Below are 18,658 nucleotides of genomic sequence, written 5' to 3' on the forward strand. Positions count from 1 at the left end.
TTCGGCAATACAAGTAGTCACGTAAATCAATCCCTTCCTCGTCGGGCTTAACGACGCGGAGGGGATTTTTTTTCATCGATTTTTAAAGAGGTCAGTACATGAGCACCTTAGGTCATCAATACGACAACTCCCTGGTTTCTAACGCCTTTGGTTTTTTGCGTCTGCCGATGAACTTCATGCCGTACGACAGCGACGCCGACTGGGTGATCACCGGCGTACCGTTTGATATGGCAACGTCTGGCCGCGCGGGCGGTCGTCATGGTCCGGCTGCGATCCGTCAGGTTTCCACTAACCTGGCGTGGGAGCACAACCGCTTCCCGTGGAACTTCGATATGCGCGAGCGTCTGAACGTGGTGGACTGCGGCGATTTGGTTTATGCGTTCGGCGATGCGCGTGAAATGAGTGAAAAACTGCAGGCGCATGCTGAAAAGCTGCTTTCTGCTGGTAAGCGCATGCTCTCCTTTGGCGGCGACCACTTCGTCACGCTGCCGCTGCTGCGCGCACACGCTAAGCACTTCGGTAAAATGGCGCTGGTACACTTTGATGCCCACACCGACACCTACGCTAACGGCTGTGAATTCGACCACGGCACCATGTTCTACACAGCTCCGAACGAAGGTCTGATCGATCCGAATCACTCAGTGCAGATTGGTATCCGTACCGAGTTCGACAAAGATAACGGTTTTACCGTGCTGGACGCATGCCAGGTGAACGATCGCGGCGTAGATGACATCATTGCGCAGGTTAAGCAGATTGTTGGCGATATGCCGGTCTACCTGACCTTTGATATCGACTGCCTGGATCCGGCGTTTGCTCCGGGTACCGGTACGCCGGTCATCGGCGGTCTGACGTCTGACCGCGCGATTAAGCTGGTGCGTGGTCTGAAAGATCTGAACATCGTCGGGATGGACGTCGTTGAAGTGGCTCCGGCCTACGATCAGTCGGAGATCACCGCGCTGGCGGCGGCTACGTTAGCACTGGAAATGCTGTATATTCAGGCGGCGAAGAAAGGCGAATAATAGTCGGACTATTTTACTCGTCATTTTGGGTCCGGGCAGTGCTCGCCATCCTCACGTACTACGTGTACGCTCCGGTGGCTGTGCGCTGGCCGGGCCCAAACTGACTTCGCCAATTACGTCCGATAATGGGATGAAATCTGTAGGCCGGATAAGGCATTCACGCCGCCATCCGGCACTGTTTGAAGATTACTTAATTCCGTCTGCGCTCATGCGATCGCGAATATGTTGCGCACGTTCTGCGGAAGCCGGGTGATCGTCAAACATTGAGCTTTGACGTCCCGCTTCCAGTTTTGCCAGTTTCTCAAAGCTGGTGGCTAAGCCTGCCGGACTGATCCCTCGTTTGCGCAACAAATCATACGAGTAATCATCCGCCTCGGATTCCTGACGCTGGGAGAACTGCGAGTTCACCAGTTTCTCGCCAAGATCGCCCAATTGCGACTGTGACAGGCTGCCGACAATGCCGCCAGCTGACGCCGCCGCTGCACGTACGGCGTTTGTACCCAGCGCAACCTGCATGCCTTTTTTCACGTGGCCCAGCGCAACGTGGCCCATTTCATGGCCGATCACCGCTTCAACTTCGTTATCCGTCATCATATCCATCAGGCCGCTGTATACGCGGATACAGCCGTTCGCCATGGCAAAGGCATTCACGTCTTTCGCCATATAGACTTTGTAGTTCACCGGCTGGCCGTTAATGTTATCGCCAAGCGCGGAGGCAATTTTGCCAAGACGCGTTGCATACTCGCTGCCAGCCGGGGCGATGGTAGCTTTGCTGTCCATATCCTTACAGGCCTGATCGCTCAGCGCTTTCACCTGAGTATCGCTCAGACTGTAGGCCTGAAAAGCCTCTGCGCCAGAAGAAAGCAGTCCGTTTGAGTCCATGTTCTGGCAGCCGGTCAATGCCGCCGCCATGCTCGTAGCAAGCAGTAAAGCGCGAATTTTCATTTTTTCTCTTCCGCACAAAGTCAGGATTATTCTAAAAAATGCGTCGTTTGCAGGTGAACCGACGCCCGGCCTAAGTATAAAGAAAAGAACAATAAGCGGGCGAGAAGATTGCGCAACTTGCGCGCACGATCCAGAGATTTCTGAAGCGGTAAAAGGATGCTCCATGTACATGACACGCGGCTTGGGTTACATTGTTGGCACTTTTTTCCGGCGTAGCCCAAAACGCGCTGTCGTCAAGTCGTTTAGGGCGTGGCCTTCATTATCCGATCTGGAGTCAAAATGTCCTCACGTAAAGAGCTTGCCAATGCTATTCGTGCGCTGAGCATGGACGCAGTACAGAAAGCCAAATCCGGTCACCCGGGTGCCCCGATGGGTATGGCTGACATTGCCGAAGTCCTGTGGCGTGATTTCCTGAACCACAACCCGACTAACCCGTCCTGGGCTGACCGTGACCGCTTCGTGCTGTCTAACGGTCACGGCTCCATGCTGATTTACAGCCTGCTGCACCTCACCGGCTACGATCTGCCGATGTCCGAGCTGCAGAACTTCCGTCAGCTGCACTCCAAAACTCCGGGTCACCCGGAAGTGGGTTACACCGCGGGTGTTGAAACCACTACCGGTCCTCTGGGTCAGGGCATTGCGAATGCAGTGGGTATGGCTATCGCTGAAAAAACGCTGGCGGCGCAGTTTAACCGTCCAGGTCACGACATCGTTGACCACTTCACCTACGCTTTCATGGGCGACGGCTGCATGATGGAAGGTATCTCTCACGAGGTATGTTCCCTGGCCGGTACGCTGAAGCTGGGCAAACTGGTTGCGTTCTACGATGACAACGGCATCTCTATTGATGGCCACGTTGAAGGCTGGTTCACCGATGACACCGCTAAGCGTTTTGAAGCTTACGGCTGGCACGTGGTTCGCGGCGTTGATGGCCACGATGCTGACGCGATTAAACGCGCAGTTGAAGAAGCACGCGCTGTGACCGACAAACCGTCCCTGCTGATGTGCAAAACCATCATCGGTTTCGGTTCCCCGAACAAAGCCGGTACCCATGACTCTCACGGTGCGCCGCTGGGCGATGCAGAAATCGCACTGACCCGTGAACAGCTGGGCTGGAAATACGCGCCGTTCGAAATCCCGTCTGAAATCTACGCGCAGTGGGATGCGAAAGAAGCAGGTCAGGCAAAAGAAGCGGCATGGAACGAGAAGTTCGCTGCTTATGCGAAAGCCTTCCCGCAGGAAGCGGCTGAATTCACCCGCCGTATGAAAGGTGAAATGCCGGCTGATTTCGACGCCAAAGCGAACGAGTTCATCGCTAAGCTGCAGGCTAACCCATCCAAGATCGCCAGTCGTAAAGCGTCTCAGAACGCGATTGAAGCGTTCGGTCCTCTGCTGCCGGAATTCCTTGGCGGCTCTGCTGACCTGGCACCTTCTAACCTGACTCTGTGGTCGGGTTCTAAAGCGATCAACGAAGATACCGCTGGTAACTACATCCATTACGGTGTGCGTGAATTCGGTATGACCGCTATCGCTAACGGTATCGCGCTGCACGGTGGTTTCCTGCCATACACCTCTACCTTCCTGATGTTCGTAGAATATGCCCGTAACGCGGTGCGTATGGCTGCGCTGATGAAACAGCGTCAGGTGATGGTCTATACCCACGACTCAATCGGTCTGGGCGAAGATGGCCCGACACACCAGCCGGTAGAGCAGGTTGCTTCTCTGCGCGTGACGCCGAACATGAGCACATGGCGTCCGTGTGACCAGGTTGAATCTGCCGTGGCATGGAAATACGGCGTAGAGCGTCAGGACGGCCCGACCGCGCTGATCCTCTCCCGTCAGAACCTGGCACAGCAGGAACGTACCGAAGAGCAGCTGGCGAACATCGCTCGCGGTGGTTACGTGCTGAAAGATTGCGCCGGTCAGCCGGAACTGATCTTCATTGCTACCGGTTCTGAAGTTGAGCTGGCTGTGGCTGCATGGGACAAACTGACGGCTGAAGGCGTTAAAGCGCGCGTGGTTTCCATGCCGTCTACCGACGCGTTCGACAAGCAGGATGCCGCTTACCGCGAGTCCGTACTGCCGAAAGCGGTTTCCGCTCGCGTTGCAGTGGAAGCGGGTATCGCTGACTACTGGTTCAAATATGTGGGCCTGAACGGCGCTATCGTCGGTATGACCACCTTTGGTGAGTCTGCTCCGGCAGAGCTGCTGTTCGAAGAGTTTGGCTTCACCGTCGACAACGTCGTCGCGAAAGCAAAAGAACTGCTGTAATTTCGATTACAGGTAAAAACGGGTCGCTCAGGCGGCCCGTTTTTTAATCAGAGGATGTTTATTTATCCCTGTGCAACCTTTCATTGTAGATCTGAGTCACAAATATGATATTTATCCTTGTTTGGTATTTGCAGGCGATGTCGCATAATTAGTATTGATTTTTATTTTTAACTCCTTAACCATCTGTTTTTAAAGGCCTCATCAAAAAACATTCTGCGCTGTCTGTATTTTTCTCCTCGATTGATTTCATTTTGCCGTGCGCGTATTTTATTTTTAACGCTAACTCGTACCCTAAAAATAAAATAAGGAAAATGTATGCGGCTGATTGATTACTTTCCAGAATCATCTATCTCAATAAAAAATTCAGCAAAGAACTGGCAGGAGGCAATTGACTTTTCTATGTCATCCTTACTCGCCAATCATTATGTCAATTCAGATTATATTCAGGCCATTAAAGATTCAACGGTTAACAATGGACCTTATTATATTTTAGCCCCTGGCGTTGCCATGCCACACGCTCGCCCAGAGTGTGGTGCATTAAAGACCGGAATGTCATTAACGCTTCTCAAACAGGAAGTAAAATTTGCCGAAGATGATGAAGGTATCAGATTATTAATCGGATTATCGGCAGCAAATGCTGATTCACATATTGGTGCTATTCAGGCTTTAAGTGAATTGTTATGTGAAGAGGAAGCGCTAACCGCTTTGTTATCAGCTAAATCAGAAAAACAACTGGCGGATATTATCGCCCACGCATAATTCACAGTTTCCTTTCAGGACATTATTATGGAAAACAAGTCTGCTCGTGCCAAAGTCCAGGCTTTTGGTGGGTTTTTGACTGCCATGGTCATTCCCAACATCGGCGCGTTTATTGCCTGGGGTTTTATAACCGCATTGTTTATTCCTACCGGTTGGATGCCGAACGAGCATTTCGCCAAAATTGTCGGTCCGATGATTACCTATTTACTGCCCGTCATGATTGGCTCCACAGGGGGACATCTGGTAGGCGGGAAACGTGGCGCAGTAATGGGGGGCATTGGTTCTATTGGCGTTATCGTCGGCGCGGATATCCCGATGTTCCTTGGCGCGATGGTGATGGGACCGCTTGGTGGCTGGGTGATTAAGCATATCGATCGTCTGCTGGAAAAACGCATTCCTGCAGGTTTCGAGATGGTTATCAATAACTTCTCTCTTGGTATTGCGGGAATGCTGTTATGCCTGCTGGGGTTCGAAGTCATTGGCCCGGCGGTCCTCATTGCTAATAATTTTGTGAAGGAATGTATTGAAGCGTTGGTTCATGCGGGTTATCTGCCGTTGCTATCCGTAATCAATGAACCGGCGAAAATCCTTTTTCTGAATAATGCTATCGATCAGGGCGTATATTATCCGCTGGGAATGCAACAAGCTTCAGAAACGGGAAAATCGATTTTCTTCATGGTGGCATCTAACCCAGGTCCAGGGTTAGGTCTGTTACTTGGCTTTGCTATCTTTGGCAAAGGGATGAGTAAAAAGTCTGCGCCAGGCGCCATGATTATCCACTTTCTCGGCGGTATTCATGAACTGTATTTCCCGTATGTGCTGATGAAGCCTCTGACCCTGATTGCGATGATTGCCGGGGGAATGACCGGGACGTGGGTATTCCACCTGCTGGACGGTGGGTTAGTTGCGGGTCCGAGCCCTGGATCAATATTCGCCTATCTGGCATTAACGCCCAAAGGTTCTTTCCTCGCGACCATAGCAGGAGTCACTGCGGGTACAATAGTGACTTTTGTTATTACCTCTGTAATCCTGAAAATGGAAAAGAGCGTCGAAACGGAAAGTGAGGATGACTTTGCTGAGTCAGCCAGAGCCGTCAAGGCGATGAAGCAGGAAGGTAAATTCTCTTATAAAAATATTAAACGCGTTGCTTTTGTCTGTGATGCGGGAATGGGTTCCAGCGCGATGGGGGCAACCACGTTTCGTAAACGTCTGGAGAAAGCGGGATTGAATATTAACGTGACACATTATGCCATCGAAAATGTTCCAAAAGATGCCGATATTATTGTCACCCATGCCAGTCTTGAAGGTCGTGTTAAACGTGTAAGCGAAAAGCCATTAGTGCTGATTAAGAACTATATTGGTGACCCACTGTTAGACGATTTATTTAAACGCATTACGGCGAACTAGCCTTATTCTATTTTATGGAGTGAATATGAAAACGAAAGTTGCTGCCATTTATGGCAAGCAGGATATTCGTATCCGCGAGTTTGAGCTGCCTGCAATTACAGATAATGAATTGTTAGTAAGCGTAATATCCGATAGCGTTTGTTTATCTACCTGGAAAGCGGCGGCATTAGGGAGCGATCATAAACGCGTACCGGATGATCTGGAAAACCATCCGGTTATTACCGGGCATGAATGTGCAGGTATCATCGTTGAGGTTGGAAAAAACCTGACGGATAAATATAAGAAAGGCCAGCGTTTTGTTTTGCAACCCGCGATGGGATTGCCAAGCGGTTATTCAGCGGGATACAGCTACGAATATTTTGGCGGTAATGCGACATATATGATTATCCCGGAGGTGGCGATTAATCTGGGTTGTGTTTTACCGTACCACGGTTCTTATTTTGCCGCAGCATCCCTGGCGGAGCCGATGTGCTGCATTATTGGCGCTTATAACGCGAATTTTCACACCACGCCTTACGTTTATGAGCACCGTATGGGGATTAAGCCGGGGGGAAGTATTGCGCTTCTGGCCTGCGCCGGGCCGATGGGGATTGGCGCTATAGATTATGCCATTAACGGCAGCATTCAGCCGTCACGTGTGGTGGTGGTCGACATTGACGAAGCGCGACTGGCGCAGGCTAAAAAACTGTTGCCGGTTGAGTTAGCGGCAGAAAAGGGGATTGAGCTTATCTATGTGAATACTACAGGCATGGATTCTCCGACCGCGATGCTGCGTGCTCTTACCAATGACGCAGGTTTTGATGATGTCTTTGTGTATGCGGCAGTGCCAACCGTCATTGAAATGGCTGATGATTTACTTGCGGAAGATGGCTGCCTGAATTTCTTTGCCGGCCCTACGGACAGTAACTTCAAAGTGCCGTTTAACTTTTATAACGTGCACTACAACAGTACTCACGTTGTCGGAACGTCCGGCGGTTCCACGGATGATATGAAAGAGGCTATTGCGCTCAGTGCAACTGGCCAACTGCAACCGTCGTTTATGGTGACGCACATTGGCGGCCTTGATGCGGTTCCGCACACCGTATTGAACTTACCTGCGATCCCCGGCGGTAAAAAGCTGATATACAACGGCGTTACCATGCCACTGACCGCCATTGCTGATTTTGCGGAGAAAGGGAAAACGGACCCATTATTCAAAGAACTGGCGCTGCTGGTGGAGGAGACGCACGGTATCTGGAATGAAAAGGCAGAAAAATACCTTTTAGCACACTTTGGCGTTGATATCGGGGAGGCGGCGATATGATGTCGCTGGCATGGCCGCTATTTCGTATCACGGAACAGGCTGCGCTGGCAGCCTGGCCGCAAACCGGGTGCGGCGATAAAAACAAGATTGATGGTCTGGCGGTGACGGCAATGCGTGAAGCATTGAACAGTATTGCCATCCGTGGACGAATCGTCATTGGCGAAGGGGAGATTGATCAAGCCCCGATGCTGTGGATTGGCGAGGAAGTGGGAACCGATACCGGACCTGAGGTAGATATCGCCGTCGATCCTATTGAAGGAACCCGAATGGTGGCGATGGGTCAAAGCAATGCGCTGGCCGTCATGGCGTTTGCACCTCGAGGTTCACTGTTACACGCTCCTGATATGTACATGAAAAAACTGGTTGTTAATCGGTTTGCAAAAGGGGCGATTAATCTGGCGCTGCCGTTGGCAGACAATCTGCGTAATGTGGCTGAGGCGTTGGGCAAACCGCTGGATCGACTGCGGATGGTGACGCTGGATAAACCGCGTCTTCAATCAGCGATTGCCGAGGCGACGCGGCTTGGCGTCAAAGTCTTTGCTCTGCCCGATGGCGATGTGGCCGCCAGCGTATTGGCCTGTATGCAGGAGAATCCTTATGATCTGATGTATACCATTGGCGGGGCGCCTGAAGGGGTTATTTCGGCCTGCGCGGTTAAAGCGCTGGGGGGAGATATGCAGGCTGAGCTGATTGATTTTTGCGAAGCGAAAGGAGATAGCGCAGATCATCGCCTGATTGCAACACAGGAACGTCAGCGCTGTGCGGAGATGGGCGTTGAAATCAACCGTATCTATGCGCTTGACGAACTGGTAGGGGGAAATAAGATCCTTTTCAGCGCGACGGGGGTAACAGGCGGCGATCTTGTTAAAGGGATCCAACAGGTTGCAAATGGTGTGCGCACACAAACTTTACTGATCGGTGGCGCGGATCGAACGTGTAATATAATAGACTCTCTGCATTCATGGTGATTTATCGGATAACTAATGACGACGCTGACAGAAGACGATGTGCTTGAGCAACTGGATGCTCAAAATAATTTACTCTCGTTTATGACGACGGCACATAACATTTTGCTCCAGGGCATTAAGCGTTTTTTACCGTCGCTGTTCGTTAATAACGATGAAGAAATCGTGGAATATGCAGTGAAGCCGTTACTCGCCCAGAGTGGACCGCTTGACGATATCGACGTTGCGTTACGACTGATTTATGCGCTGGGAAAAATGGATAAATGGCTTTATGCCGACATCACCCATTTCTCTCAGTTTTATCAGTACCTGAAGGAGCAGGATAATATCCCCGGTTTTGCCGATGATATTACCTGGGATTTTGTCAGCAACGTGAACAGTATCACCCGCAATGCGACCCTTTATGGTGCGCTGGAGTCGATGAAATTTGCCGACTTTGCTGCGTGGTCTGAAGTGCGCTTTAGCGCCATGGTCAAGACGGCAATGACGCTGGCAGTAACGGCGATTTTAAAGGAATTAACGCCGTGAAAATCGAACTAACGGTGAATGGGCTACAAGTTGAAGCGCATTACCATGATGATGAGATAGAGAACGTTCATAAACCGTTATTGCATCAGTTGGCAAAAATACACGCCACTAACCCGCAGCGACGAACGATTGTTTTTCTTAGCGCGCCGCCGGGTACGGGGAAATCGACGCTGACCACCTTCTGGGAATATCTCTCCCATCAGGATCCTGATCTGCCGGAGATCCAGACGCTGCCGATGGATGGCTTCCATCACTATAATACCTGGCTGGATGCCCATAACCTGCGGGCATACAAAGGTGCGCCGGAAACATTTGATGTGGATAAGCTTGCGCAGAATCTACGCCAGATAAAGGAAGGGGAAGGATCCTGGCCGCAATATGATCGGCAAAAGCACGATCCGGTAGAAGCGGCCATCACCGTGACGGCACCGATCGTGATTGTGGAAGGAAACTGGTTATTGCGCGATGACGAAAGGTGGCGAGCGTTAGCTGAGTTTTGTGATTGCTCGTTGTTTATTCGCGCCCCCGCCAATGCGCTGCGCATGCGACTGGTAGGTCGTAAACTGGCTGGTGGACTCTCACAAGCTGACGCTGAGGCGTTTTATGAGCGTACCGACGGACCGAATGTTCGTCGGGTACTGGATGGTAGTCGGTCAGCAGACTTTATGCTGGAGATGACGGTCGATGGTGCATATCGGGCTGTGTGATATTTTTATTGTGTAGACGTACCACGCGCGAGAAATGACGCTGCGTAAACGCCGCGTCATGACTGATCGCTACAATGCTTGTACCACGCGCACGACATACCGCCAGCCAGTTTTCGAAGACGCCAAGCCAGTGCGCATCAAAATCCCGGCTGGGTTCATCCAGCAGTAGAATCGCGGGCGCGAGTGCTTCCAGACTGGCGACGGCAACCATTCGTCGTTGAGCAGTATGCAGATCCAGTGGGTGTGCGTCGGCAACGTCCTCTAGCTGACATAACTGCAGTGCTGCCGACGTACGTTGCGCAATCTCAGCTACCGGGAGCTTCTGTAGCCGTAATCCGAAAGCCACTTCCTCTGCTACCTTGCTGTGAAAGATTTGGTTTTCCGCCTCCTGAAACAGCACGCCGATCGCCCTGGCGCGCTCCCGGTTTTTCAGTTGCGCAATCGCACGGTTTTGTACCGTTACTGAGCCAGAAGACGGAAATAGCAGCCCGGCCATAATACGCAGCAGCGTAGATTTACCGGCGCCATTATCGCCTGTAAGCGCCAGCCATTCCCCTTCATGGAGTTCAAGTGAAATATTGCACAGGCAGTCATCGGCGGCGTTCGGCCAGCGATAGCTGACCTGGTTTAACGTTAGCATAGCGGTGACAATGCTCCATCGCGCAGTTGCCACGCCTGCTGGCAATGGCTGAGAAAAGGGGAATGATTGCGTTCGAAAAGCACCACCAAAGCATGCTGTTCCTGCGCCCATTGTTGCAGTCGCCTGAGTAGCATCACAGTCGCCTGCGCTGTCAGGCGGCTGAATGCTTCGTCCAGAATCAATATCTTCGGCTGCATGGCGAGCGCGCTGGCAATCACCACCCGCTGGGTTTCTCCGCCGGAAAGCGTGCCAGGATGACGACGGCGCAGAGGCTGACATTCCGTCAGCGTCAGGGCTTCATCAATGCGCTTCATAATTTCGGCCTCGGTAAGGCAGAGATTTTCCGGACCAAACGCCACTTCTTCCTCTACGCTGAATGTACAACCTGAAAGCTGCAGGTAAGGTGACTGCTGTACAAGCTGGACAGTACTCGACTGCTCGACCAGTGACAGTTTCCCGATGGGGGTACCCAGCAGCGTTCCTGTGCCCTCAATTTCTCCGGGCAGGAAATCGGGGTACCAGCCTGCCATCAGCTGTGCCAGCGTACTTTTCCCACTGCCGTTATCGCCAAAAATAGCTACCATTCCGGGCTCGGCATAGTGGAAATTGTAGCAAGCGGGGGGCCGCGCGGCATGCGTCGGAAGATAGCGAAACTGTTCTAACGTAACCAAATCCAGACTCCTGTCTCAACCATCATCAGAACTATCATGGCGTAGCGAGCCAGACGCTGCAGGGGGCTGTCTGGCGGCGCCCACAGCGTGGTGCGTGAGCGATGCAGGCGAAATCCTCGCATATCGAGCGCCGCGCCGCGGACGGCTAAATCATTGAGCGCGTTATGGGTAAGCGGAACAATCAATGCTGGCATGGCGCGTAAACGTTGGTACCAGGACTCATCCAGCGGTACGCCGCGTGCGCGCTGGGCCTCATGAATAATCGCCAACTGGCGTTTGAACTGTTCAACGACCAGCAACGGCCCGGCAAACAGGTAGGCCACACCTGGCGGCAGCCGAGAAGCAAACAGGGCGCGTATAAAACGCGAAACCGGTACGTACTGCATCCATATCTGCGATGTTGACACAATAGCCAGGATCCGCAGCCAGAGCGTAATGGCATCGGCCCAACGTTCTGGCGTGCGTGGTTGTCCGCTGAGCCATTCGGTAAGCCATCCGCCGTGCACCAGCCATAGCCCCAGTCCTAAGGGGATCATCAGCCAGAGTACGTATTTCGCCCGCGACCGCGTAGCCTTCATACACAACAAACTGGCAAACGTCGCGGCGCTGTACAGACTAAGCGGCGCTCCGGTTGGCAGCAGGAGCGTGGAGCAGGCGGCGAGTGCCCACAGAGTTAACGACGTAAACGGGTGCATTTAGCGCACGGCAGACATCGTAGGGAAATGGCGCGTTGTGCGCAGCGGGAGCTGGCGGAGTAGCACCCAGACGATGATTGCCGTGAGGATTTTATCGACCAGATTCGCACCGATGACGGTGATGGCGACGGACTCCACCAGGTTCTGACCGACCGAGTGCATCCACGCGACAAAAAGATCGGCACCGCTGCCGGTAACGCCGCCAAACAGGGTCGTGCGAATAGGCACGGCAACGAGGGTAACAGCAAGCGTAATAATCACACCGCTGACAACGACTTTGGGTAAGGTGCGAAACCATCCCGCCCGCGCCAGCCAACCGGCGACCAGTCCAATCACCATGGCGACGGGCGCAAAGGCGGCGGCGATCGGATCGGTCAGTAACCCCCATAACAGGTTAGTGAGTAATCCGGTGAGCATCCCCACCACTGGACCTAGCAGCACTGCGCTAATCAAGGTACCAATCGAGTCGAGAAAAATAGGTAGTTTCAGCATGCTGATAAGCTGCCCACCGACCATATTGATGGCGATAGCAATGACAATCAGTACCAGAGACTGGCTGGAAAATTGGCGACGCGCCATAGAAAACCTCTTTCAAGTAAAACGTTAGCGGGATGAAATAACCAGTTCGTCATAACCGGAAACGGCGCAGGGCTGACGGCTGAATGCCAGAGACGTCAGCTCGCCAATCACCAGTTCCAGCGTGGTGCGCACGGTACAGCCCGGCATCATGTGGCCGCCCAGCATCGCGCCGCGCGGGTCGGCAACCGCCAGATGGAGATGCTCACCGGTAAGTTCCAGCGTGCCGTTCAGAGAGATAATTTCCCACGAATCGGTGAGTAACGTGGTTTCTTCGCGTCCAGCGAAGCGCAGGGCTATGTTGCTCAGACTGCCGGTGCAACCCGCTATCCAACCAGCCTGTAGCTGATGTTGTTGTACAAAAGCGTGTAGCGCTGAAAAGACTTCCTGACCGGGTAATAACCGCAGCGCATGAAAGCGAGCTTCAGATGATGGGGGATAGAATATAGCCATAGTTGAGGGACTCCGAGACTCGGACGTAGCGCTGATAATATAGACGCGGGCTAGGGAGCTTCCTGATATAAATCAGGATTTGTGACATGGCAACGAAATAATCTTGCTACGGTTATTCGTAATTCTGGAATATGGAATAAATTTAGCGCTGAAGGGCGTTAAAATGTGACGTAAGTCAGATAACTGTGTTCTGTTGCTGGACAATCATTCCTTTTATTCCGCGTTTCGCTTATTCTAGCTGAAGCGTTTCAGTCGATTAAATGTTCGACAATTAACCAATTAGTCGCAGTTTGCGACAGGTAAGGTTTCCCTGAGCGATTTGCTGCATTACTCTGTCAGCCACATCGTTTCTGAGAAATCCTTGCAGGAGACCTATGACCGTACGCGTAGCGATTAATGGTTTCGGTCGCATCGGACGCAACGTGGTTCGTGCTTTGTATGAATCCGGGCGTCGGGCGGAAATCACCGTGGTGGCAATCAACGAACTGGCCGATGCTGCAGGCATGGCGCATTTGTTGAAATATGACACCAGCCATGGACGTTTTGCCTGGGATGTTCGTCAGGAACGTGACCAGCTCATTGTTGGCGATGACGCGATTCGCATTCTGCATGAGCGAACACTCGATGCACTTCCATGGCGCGAACTGGGTGTCGACATCGTGCTGGATTGTACGGGGGTCTTCGGCAACCGCGAACACGGCGAGGCGCATATTGCCGCTGGTGCAAAAAAAGTGCTCTTTTCACATCCTGGCAGTCACGACATCGACGCAACCGTTGTGTATGGCGTTAATCAGGATCAGCTGCGCGCTGAGCACCGAATTGTATCCAACGCCTCCTGCACCACGAATTGTATAATTCCCGTCATTAAATTGCTGGATGATGCTTACGGCATTGAGTCTGGTACCGTCACCACGATCCACTCCGCGATGCACGATCAGCAGGTTATTGATGCTTATCATCCCGACCTGCGTCGCACGCGAGCGGCCAGTCAGTCGATTATTCCGGTGGATACCAAACTGGCGGCGGGCATCACGCGAATTTTCCCGCAGTTTAACGATCGTTTTGAAGCGATAGCGGTGCGTGTACCGACCATAAATGTGACGGCGATCGACTTAAGCGTGACGGTGAAAAAACCAGTAAAAGCCAGTGAAGTCAACCAGTTGCTGCAAAAAGCAGCACAAGGTGCATTTCATGGTATAGTTGACTATACGGAATTACCGTTGGTCTCTGTAGATTTTAACCACGACCCGCACAGCGCCATCGTTGATGGTACGCAAACGCGCGTGAGTGGCGCTCACCTGATCAAAACGCTGGTCTGGTGTGATAATGAATGGGGCTTTGCTAACCGTATGCTCGACACAACGTTAGCGATGGCTGCTATTGGTTTCAGGCTCGACGCTTGAGCGTCGACAAAACTTTATGAATCAACGAGAGGATTCACCATGTCTGTAATTAAGATGACCGATCTGGATCTGGCTGGTAAACGCGTTTTTATCCGTGCGGACCTGAACGTACCAGTTAAAGAAGGGAAAGTAACCAGCGATGCGCGTATCCGTGCTTCCCTGCCAACCATCGAACTGGCCCTGAAACAGGGTGCTAAAGTGATGGTAACTTCCCACCTGGGTCGTCCTACCGAAGGCGAGTACAACGAAGAATTCTCTCTGCTGCCGGTTGTTAACTATCTGAAAGACAAACTGTCTGCTCCAGTTCGCCTGGTAAAAGATTACCTGGACGGCGTTGAAGTCGCTGCCGGTGAACTGGTTGTTCTGGAAAACGTTCGCTTCAACAAAGGCGAGAAGAAAGACGACGAAGCGCTGTCCAAAAAATATGCTGCGCTGTGCGACGTATTCGTCATGGATGCTTTCGGTACGGCTCACCGTGCGCAGGCTTCTACCCACGGTATCGGCAAATTTGCTGACGTAGCGTGCGCAGGTCCGCTGCTGGCTGAAGAGCTGGATGCGCTGGGTAAAGCGCTGAAAGAACCTGCTCGTCCGATGGTGGCTATCGTTGGTGGTTCTAAAGTTTCTACCAAACTGACCGTTCTGGATTCTCTGTCAAAAATCGCTGACCAACTGATCGTTGGCGGTGGTATCGCGAACACCTTCGTTGCCGCTCAAGGCCACAAAGTGGGTAAATCCCTGTATGAAGCTGACCTGGTTGACGAAGCTAAGCGCCTGCTGACCACTTGCGACATCCCGGTCCCGACCGACGTTCGCGTAGCGACTGAATTCTCTGAAACTGCACCGGCTACTCTGAAATCCGTTAGCGATGTGAAAGAAGACGAGCAGATCCTGGACATCGGCGACGCTTCTGCACAGCAACTGGCTGACATCCTGAAGAATGCGAAAACCATTCTGTGGAACGGCCCGGTTGGCGTGTTCGAATTCCCGAACTTCCGCAAGGGTACTGAAATCGTGGCTAACGCCATCGCAGACAGCGAAGCGTTCTCTATCGCAGGCGGCGGCGACACCCTGGCAGCTATCGACCTGTTCGGTATTGCTGACAAAATCTCCTACATCTCCACTGGCGGCGGCGCATTCCTCGAATTCGTGGAAGGCAAAGTACTGCCAGCAGTAGCGATGCTCGAAGAGCGCGCTAAAAAGTAAGCATTTAATGGGCAGGGTAACCTGCCCAATTATTAGCGCGCTTTAGAGCGCGCGCCCTTTCCAAGGCCGAAGATACAGGACTCGCAACATGTCTAAAATTTTTGATTTCGTAAAACCAGGCGTAATCACTGGTGATGACGTACAGAAAGTTTTCCAGGTAGCTAAAGAAAACAACTTTGCTCTGCCAGCTGTTAACTGCGTTGGTACCGACTCCATCAACGCCGTACTGGAAACCGCTGCAAAAGTTAAAGCGCCGGTAATCGTACAGTTCTCCAACGGTGGTGCTTCTTTCATCGCGGGTAAAGGCGTGAAGTCCGACGTTCCTCAGGGCGCTGCAATCCTGGGTGCTATCTCTGGCGCGCATCACGTTCACCAGATGGCTGAACACTACGGTGTTCCGGTTATCCTGCACACTGACCACTGCGCGAAGAAACTGCTGCCGTGGATCGACGGTCTGCTGGACGCGGGTGAAAAACACTTCGCAGCAACCGGCAAACCACTGTTCTCTTCTCACATGATCGACCTGTCTGAAGAGTCTCTGGAAGAGAACATCGAAATCTGCTCCAAATACCTGGCGCGCATGTCCAAAATGGGCATGACCCTGGAAATCGAACTGGGTTGCACCGGTGGCGAAGAAGACGGCGTGGACAACAGCCACATGGACGCTTCTGCACTGTACACCCAGCCGGAAGACGTTGATTACGCCTACACCGAGCTGAGCAAAATCAGCCCGCGTTTCACCATCGCAGCTTCCTTCGGTAACGTACACGGCGTTTACAAGCCGGGTAACGTTGTTCTGACCCCGACCATCCTGCGCGACTCTCAGGACTATGTTTCTAAGAAACATAACCTGCCGCACAACAGCCTGAACTTCGTCTTCCACGGCGGTTCCGGTTCTACTGCTCAGGAAATCAAAGACTCCGTAAGCTACGGCGTAGTGAAAATGAACATCGACACCGATACCCAATGGGCTACCTGGGAAGGCGTTCTGAACTACTACAAAGCAAACGAAGCTTACCTGCAGGGTCAGCTGGGCAACCCGAAAGGCGAAGATCAGCCGAACAAGAAATACTACGATCCGCGCGTATGGCTGCGTGCTGGTCAGGCAACCATGATCACCCGTCTGGAACAGGCTTTCAAAGAACTGAACGCGGTTGACGTTCTGTAATTAACGCCGTTCTACGTGACATGAGGCCCGCAAATGCGGGCCTTTTTTATTGCCATTTCAATGTGCTGCTGACAGAGAATTCTGTGATCTGTTTGGCAAAATCCAGGTTTATTGTTTACCCTTGTCAGGTTGCCAGTCCCGTGAGGGCGGCTTTATTTCTCCCGTTTGGGTAAGCAAAAAAGGAATAGTGAATGGAAGATTTGAATGTTGTCGACAGCATAAACGGTGCGGGCACCTGGCTGGTCCGCAATCAGGAGCTGCTGTTGAGCTATGCCGTCAACATCGTGGCGGCCATCGCCATTGTCATTATCGGTATGATCGTGGCGCGCATCGTATCTAACACCGTTAACCGCCTGATGCTGGCGCGTAAAATTGATGCAACCGTTGCCGACTTCCTCTCCGCACTGGTGCGCTACGGTATTATCGCTTTCACGCTGATTGCCGCTCTGGGCCGCGTTGGGGTACAAACCGCCTCCGTGATTGCCGTTCTCGGTGCCGCTGGTTTAGCCGTTGGTCTGGCACTGCAAGGTTCGTTGTCCAACCTCGCCGCTGGCGTGCTGTTGGTAATGTTCCGTCCGTTCCGTGCGGGTGAGTATGTAGACCTCGGCGGCGTAGCGGGAACCGTGCTCAACGTGCAGATTTTCTCCACGACCATGCGTACCGTTGACGGTAAGATTGTGGTGATCCCAAACGGTAAAATTATTGCCGGGAACATCATTAACTTCTCTCGCGAGCCGGTCCGTCGTAACGAATTTATCATCGGCGTAGCTTATGACTCCGATATCGATCAGGTGAAAAAAATCCTCACTGATATCATCCAGTCTGACGAACGAATCATTAAAGATCGTGAAATGACGGTGCGCCTGAATGAGCTGGGCGCTTCCTCGATTAATTTCGTCGTACGCGTCTGGAGCAACAGCAGCGATCTGCAAAGCGTCTATTGGGACGTTCTGGAGCGTATTAAACGCGAGTTTGACGCCAACGGCATCAGCTTCCCGTATCCGCAGATGGATGTGAACTTCAAGCGTGTGAAAGAGAGCGCTGCAGAGTAATCGCGTGCCCGGTGGCGCTATCGCTTACCGGGCCTACAAAATCTCCAGGCCGGACAAGGTGCCAGCCGCCATCCGGCATCTTCCCTCCTGGTATTAATTCCTCTTATCCCTGATTAAAATTATCAATTTCCGCTAATGATTTTCCCGCGCTATAGTCTGCTCCTAAGAGAAACAGTTCGGGATGATTAACGTGTTATCGTATTATTTTCAAGGGCTTGCACTTGGTGCGGCCATGATACTTCCGCTTGGTCCACAAAATGCTTTTGTGATGAATCAGGGGATCCGTCGCCAGTATCACATCATGATCGCTTTACTTTGCGCTATCAGCGATTTGGCGTTGATTTGCGCGGGGATCTTCGGCGGTAGCGCCTTGCTGATGCAGTCGCCGTGGCTGATGGCGCTGGTCACCTGGGGCGGCGTCGCCTTTTTACTCTGGTACGGTTTTGGTGCGTTAAAAACGGCGATGAGTAGTAATCTGGAGCTGGCCAGCGCTGAGGTGATGAAGCAGGGCCGCTGGAAAATCATTGCTACTATGCTGGCGGTGACGTGGCTCAATCCCCATGTTTATCTGGATACCTTTGTGGTGCTGGGGAGTCTGGGAGGGCAACTGGACGTTGAGCCTAAGCGCTGGTTTGCGCTGGGAACCGTCAGCGCTTCGTTCCTGTGGTTCTTCGGCCTGGCATTGCTGGCGGCCTGGCTTGCTCCGCGCCTGCGTACTGCTAAAGCACAGCGCATCATCAATACGCTGGTAGGATTAGTGATGTGGTTTATCGCTTTTCAGCTGGCAAAAGAAGGTGTTGCGCACGTTCATGCGTTGTTCAACTAAGTGTTGTCTGATGGACAACGCAGCGAGATCGGCTAAGCTTGCCTGCATGTGCCCTGAGTTTCGGGGT

General features: G+C 52.4%; 19 protein-coding genes. 13 read left to right on the plus strand and 6 right to left on the minus strand.

Annotated elements, in window-relative coordinates; genetic code table 11:
- Positions 1-98: 98 nt before the first annotated feature.
- A complete protein-coding gene (gene speB, locus OGV80_RS12845; protein WP_005123314.1) occupies positions 99-1,019 on the plus strand; it encodes an agmatinase in 921 nt (306 codons plus the stop codon).
- Between the two features lie 186 nt (positions 1,020-1,205).
- Here speB and loiP read toward each other — a convergent pair whose 3' ends face one another.
- Positions 1,206-1,964, minus strand: coding sequence for a metalloprotease LoiP (gene loiP / locus OGV80_RS12850; protein WP_220771430.1), 759 nt, complete (start codon positions 1,962-1,964; stop codon positions 1,206-1,208).
- 279 nt (positions 1,965-2,243) lie between these two features.
- Here loiP and tkt point away from each other — a divergent pair, with 279 nt between their 5' ends.
- From tkt to OGV80_RS12885, 7 genes are all read left to right on the plus strand, one after another.
- A complete protein-coding gene (gene tkt / locus OGV80_RS12855) occupies positions 2,244-4,235 on the plus strand; it encodes a transketolase (RefSeq protein ID WP_043017537.1) in 1,992 nt (663 codons plus the stop codon).
- Positions 4,236-4,550: 315 nt separating this feature from the next.
- Entirely contained in the window at positions 4,551-4,994 is a 444-nt protein-coding gene (gene cmtB / locus OGV80_RS12860) for a PTS mannitol transporter subunit IIA (protein WP_043017536.1), read from the plus strand.
- A gap of 27 nt (positions 4,995-5,021) precedes the next feature.
- Positions 5,022-6,401: a PTS mannitol transporter subunit IIBC gene (locus tag OGV80_RS12865; RefSeq protein WP_286515069.1), complete on the plus strand. Its 1,380-nt coding sequence runs from the start codon at positions 5,022-5,024 to the stop codon at positions 6,399-6,401.
- Positions 6,402-6,426: 25 nt separating this feature from the next.
- Entirely contained in the window at positions 6,427-7,704 is a 1,278-nt protein-coding gene (locus OGV80_RS12870) for a zinc-binding dehydrogenase (RefSeq protein WP_286515071.1), read from the plus strand.
- Positions 7,701-8,672 carry a class II fructose-bisphosphatase gene (glpX, locus tag OGV80_RS12875; protein WP_087051209.1) on the plus strand — a complete coding sequence of 324 codons (972 nt, stop codon included), beginning with the start codon at positions 7,701-7,703 and terminating at the stop codon, positions 8,670-8,672. The genes OGV80_RS12870 and glpX overlap by 4 nt, the downstream gene beginning before the upstream one ends.
- 15 nt (positions 8,673-8,687) lie before the next feature.
- Complete coding sequence (locus OGV80_RS12880) at positions 8,688-9,197, plus strand: MltR family transcriptional regulator (protein ID WP_047408872.1); 510 nt, start codon at positions 8,688-8,690, stop codon at positions 9,195-9,197.
- A complete protein-coding gene (locus OGV80_RS12885; RefSeq protein ID WP_043017532.1) occupies positions 9,194-9,904 on the plus strand; it encodes a nucleoside/nucleotide kinase family protein in 711 nt (236 codons plus the stop codon). Before OGV80_RS12880 ends, OGV80_RS12885 begins: the two co-directional genes overlap by 4 nt.
- On the opposite strand, the gene OGV80_RS12890 is transcribed toward OGV80_RS12885, so the two are convergent.
- The 5 genes from OGV80_RS12890 to OGV80_RS12910 are packed head-to-tail and all read right to left on the minus strand — an operon-like array spanning position 9,861 to position 12,939.
- Positions 9,861-10,544, minus strand: coding sequence for an ABC transporter ATP-binding protein (locus tag OGV80_RS12890; protein ID WP_043017531.1), 684 nt, complete (start codon positions 10,542-10,544; stop codon positions 9,861-9,863). The two genes, OGV80_RS12885 and OGV80_RS12890, sit on opposite strands and share 44 nt — an antisense overlap.
- Complete coding sequence (locus tag OGV80_RS12895; protein ID WP_286515075.1) at positions 10,538-11,215, minus strand: ABC transporter ATP-binding protein; 678 nt, start codon at positions 11,213-11,215, stop codon at positions 10,538-10,540. The genes OGV80_RS12890 and OGV80_RS12895 overlap by 7 nt, the downstream gene beginning before the upstream one ends.
- Positions 11,203-11,910 carry an energy-coupling factor transporter transmembrane component T gene (locus tag OGV80_RS12900; protein ID WP_080626128.1) on the minus strand — a complete coding sequence of 236 codons (708 nt, stop codon included), beginning with the start codon at positions 11,908-11,910 and terminating at the stop codon, positions 11,203-11,205. Before OGV80_RS12900 ends, OGV80_RS12895 begins: the two co-directional genes overlap by 13 nt.
- Positions 11,911-12,489, minus strand: a complete 579-nt coding sequence (locus tag OGV80_RS12905; RefSeq protein WP_003027040.1) for an ECF transporter S component — start codon at positions 12,487-12,489, stop codon at positions 11,911-11,913. It abuts the gene before it with no gap.
- A 24-nt stretch (positions 12,490-12,513) separates the two neighbouring features.
- Positions 12,514-12,939 carry a PPC domain-containing DNA-binding protein gene (locus tag OGV80_RS12910; protein WP_043017528.1) on the minus strand — a complete coding sequence of 142 codons (426 nt, stop codon included), beginning with the start codon at positions 12,937-12,939 and terminating at the stop codon, positions 12,514-12,516.
- A 374-nt stretch (positions 12,940-13,313) separates the two neighbouring features.
- Here OGV80_RS12910 and epd point away from each other — a divergent pair, with 374 nt between their 5' ends.
- The 5 genes from epd (at position 13,314) to argO (ending at position 18,591) form a co-directional block, all read left to right on the plus strand.
- A complete protein-coding gene (epd, locus tag OGV80_RS12915; RefSeq protein WP_008785759.1) occupies positions 13,314-14,342 on the plus strand; it encodes an erythrose-4-phosphate dehydrogenase in 1,029 nt (342 codons plus the stop codon).
- Between the two features lie 39 nt (positions 14,343-14,381).
- Positions 14,382-15,545, plus strand: coding sequence for a phosphoglycerate kinase (gene pgk / locus OGV80_RS12920; protein ID WP_286515077.1), 1,164 nt, complete (start codon positions 14,382-14,384; stop codon positions 15,543-15,545).
- An 88-nt stretch (positions 15,546-15,633) separates the two neighbouring features.
- A complete protein-coding gene (fbaA, locus tag OGV80_RS12925) occupies positions 15,634-16,713 on the plus strand; it encodes a class II fructose-bisphosphate aldolase (RefSeq protein WP_003027029.1) in 1,080 nt (359 codons plus the stop codon).
- Between the two features lie 191 nt (positions 16,714-16,904).
- Complete coding sequence (locus tag OGV80_RS12930) at positions 16,905-17,765, plus strand: small-conductance mechanosensitive channel MscS (RefSeq protein WP_043017526.1); 861 nt, start codon at positions 16,905-16,907, stop codon at positions 17,763-17,765.
- A 190-nt stretch (positions 17,766-17,955) separates the two neighbouring features.
- Complete coding sequence (argO, locus tag OGV80_RS12935; protein WP_043017991.1) at positions 17,956-18,591, plus strand: arginine exporter ArgO; 636 nt, start codon at positions 17,956-17,958, stop codon at positions 18,589-18,591.
- Positions 18,592-18,658: the final 67 nt, after the last annotated feature.

This window comes from Citrobacter sp. Ce119, assembly GCF_030334525.1.
In the GTDB taxonomy this organism is placed as follows: Bacteria; Pseudomonadota; Gammaproteobacteria; order Enterobacterales; family Enterobacteriaceae; genus Citrobacter; species Citrobacter europaeus.

What these genes read in the sequence shown, in the direction of transcription:
- OGV80_RS12900 (WP_080626128.1), bottom strand. Translation starts at nt 11,910, where the DNA reads ATGCACCCGTTTACGTCGTTAACTCTGTGGGCACTCGCCGCCTGCTCC.
- epd (WP_008785759.1), top strand. Translation starts at nt 13,314, where the DNA reads ATGACCGTACGCGTAGCGATTAATGGTTTCGGTCGCATCGGACGCAAC.
- tkt (WP_043017537.1), top strand. Translation starts at nt 2,244, where the DNA reads ATGTCCTCACGTAAAGAGCTTGCCAATGCTATTCGTGCGCTGAGCATG.
- fbaA (WP_003027029.1), top strand. Translation starts at nt 15,634, where the DNA reads ATGTCTAAAATTTTTGATTTCGTAAAACCAGGCGTAATCACTGGTGAT.
- cmtB (WP_043017536.1), top strand. Translation starts at nt 4,551, where the DNA reads ATGCGGCTGATTGATTACTTTCCAGAATCATCTATCTCAATAAAAAAT.
- glpX (WP_087051209.1), top strand. Translation starts at nt 7,701, where the DNA reads ATGATGTCGCTGGCATGGCCGCTATTTCGTATCACGGAACAGGCTGCG.
- loiP (WP_220771430.1), bottom strand. Translation starts at nt 1,964, where the DNA reads ATGAAAATTCGCGCTTTACTGCTTGCTACGAGCATGGCGGCGGCATTG.
- pgk (WP_286515077.1), top strand. Translation starts at nt 14,382, where the DNA reads ATGTCTGTAATTAAGATGACCGATCTGGATCTGGCTGGTAAACGCGTT.
- OGV80_RS12865 (WP_286515069.1), top strand. Translation starts at nt 5,022, where the DNA reads ATGGAAAACAAGTCTGCTCGTGCCAAAGTCCAGGCTTTTGGTGGGTTT.
- OGV80_RS12930 (WP_043017526.1), top strand. Translation starts at nt 16,905, where the DNA reads ATGGAAGATTTGAATGTTGTCGACAGCATAAACGGTGCGGGCACCTGG.
- OGV80_RS12905 (WP_003027040.1), bottom strand. Translation starts at nt 12,489, where the DNA reads ATGGCGCGTCGCCAATTTTCCAGCCAGTCTCTGGTACTGATTGTCATT.
- speB (WP_005123314.1), top strand. Translation starts at nt 99, where the DNA reads ATGAGCACCTTAGGTCATCAATACGACAACTCCCTGGTTTCTAACGCC.
- OGV80_RS12870 (WP_286515071.1), top strand. Translation starts at nt 6,427, where the DNA reads ATGAAAACGAAAGTTGCTGCCATTTATGGCAAGCAGGATATTCGTATC.
- OGV80_RS12890 (WP_043017531.1), bottom strand. Translation starts at nt 10,544, where the DNA reads ATGCTAACGTTAAACCAGGTCAGCTATCGCTGGCCGAACGCCGCCGAT.
- OGV80_RS12880 (WP_047408872.1), top strand. Translation starts at nt 8,688, where the DNA reads ATGACGACGCTGACAGAAGACGATGTGCTTGAGCAACTGGATGCTCAA.
- OGV80_RS12910 (WP_043017528.1), bottom strand. Translation starts at nt 12,939, where the DNA reads ATGGCTATATTCTATCCCCCATCATCTGAAGCTCGCTTTCATGCGCTG.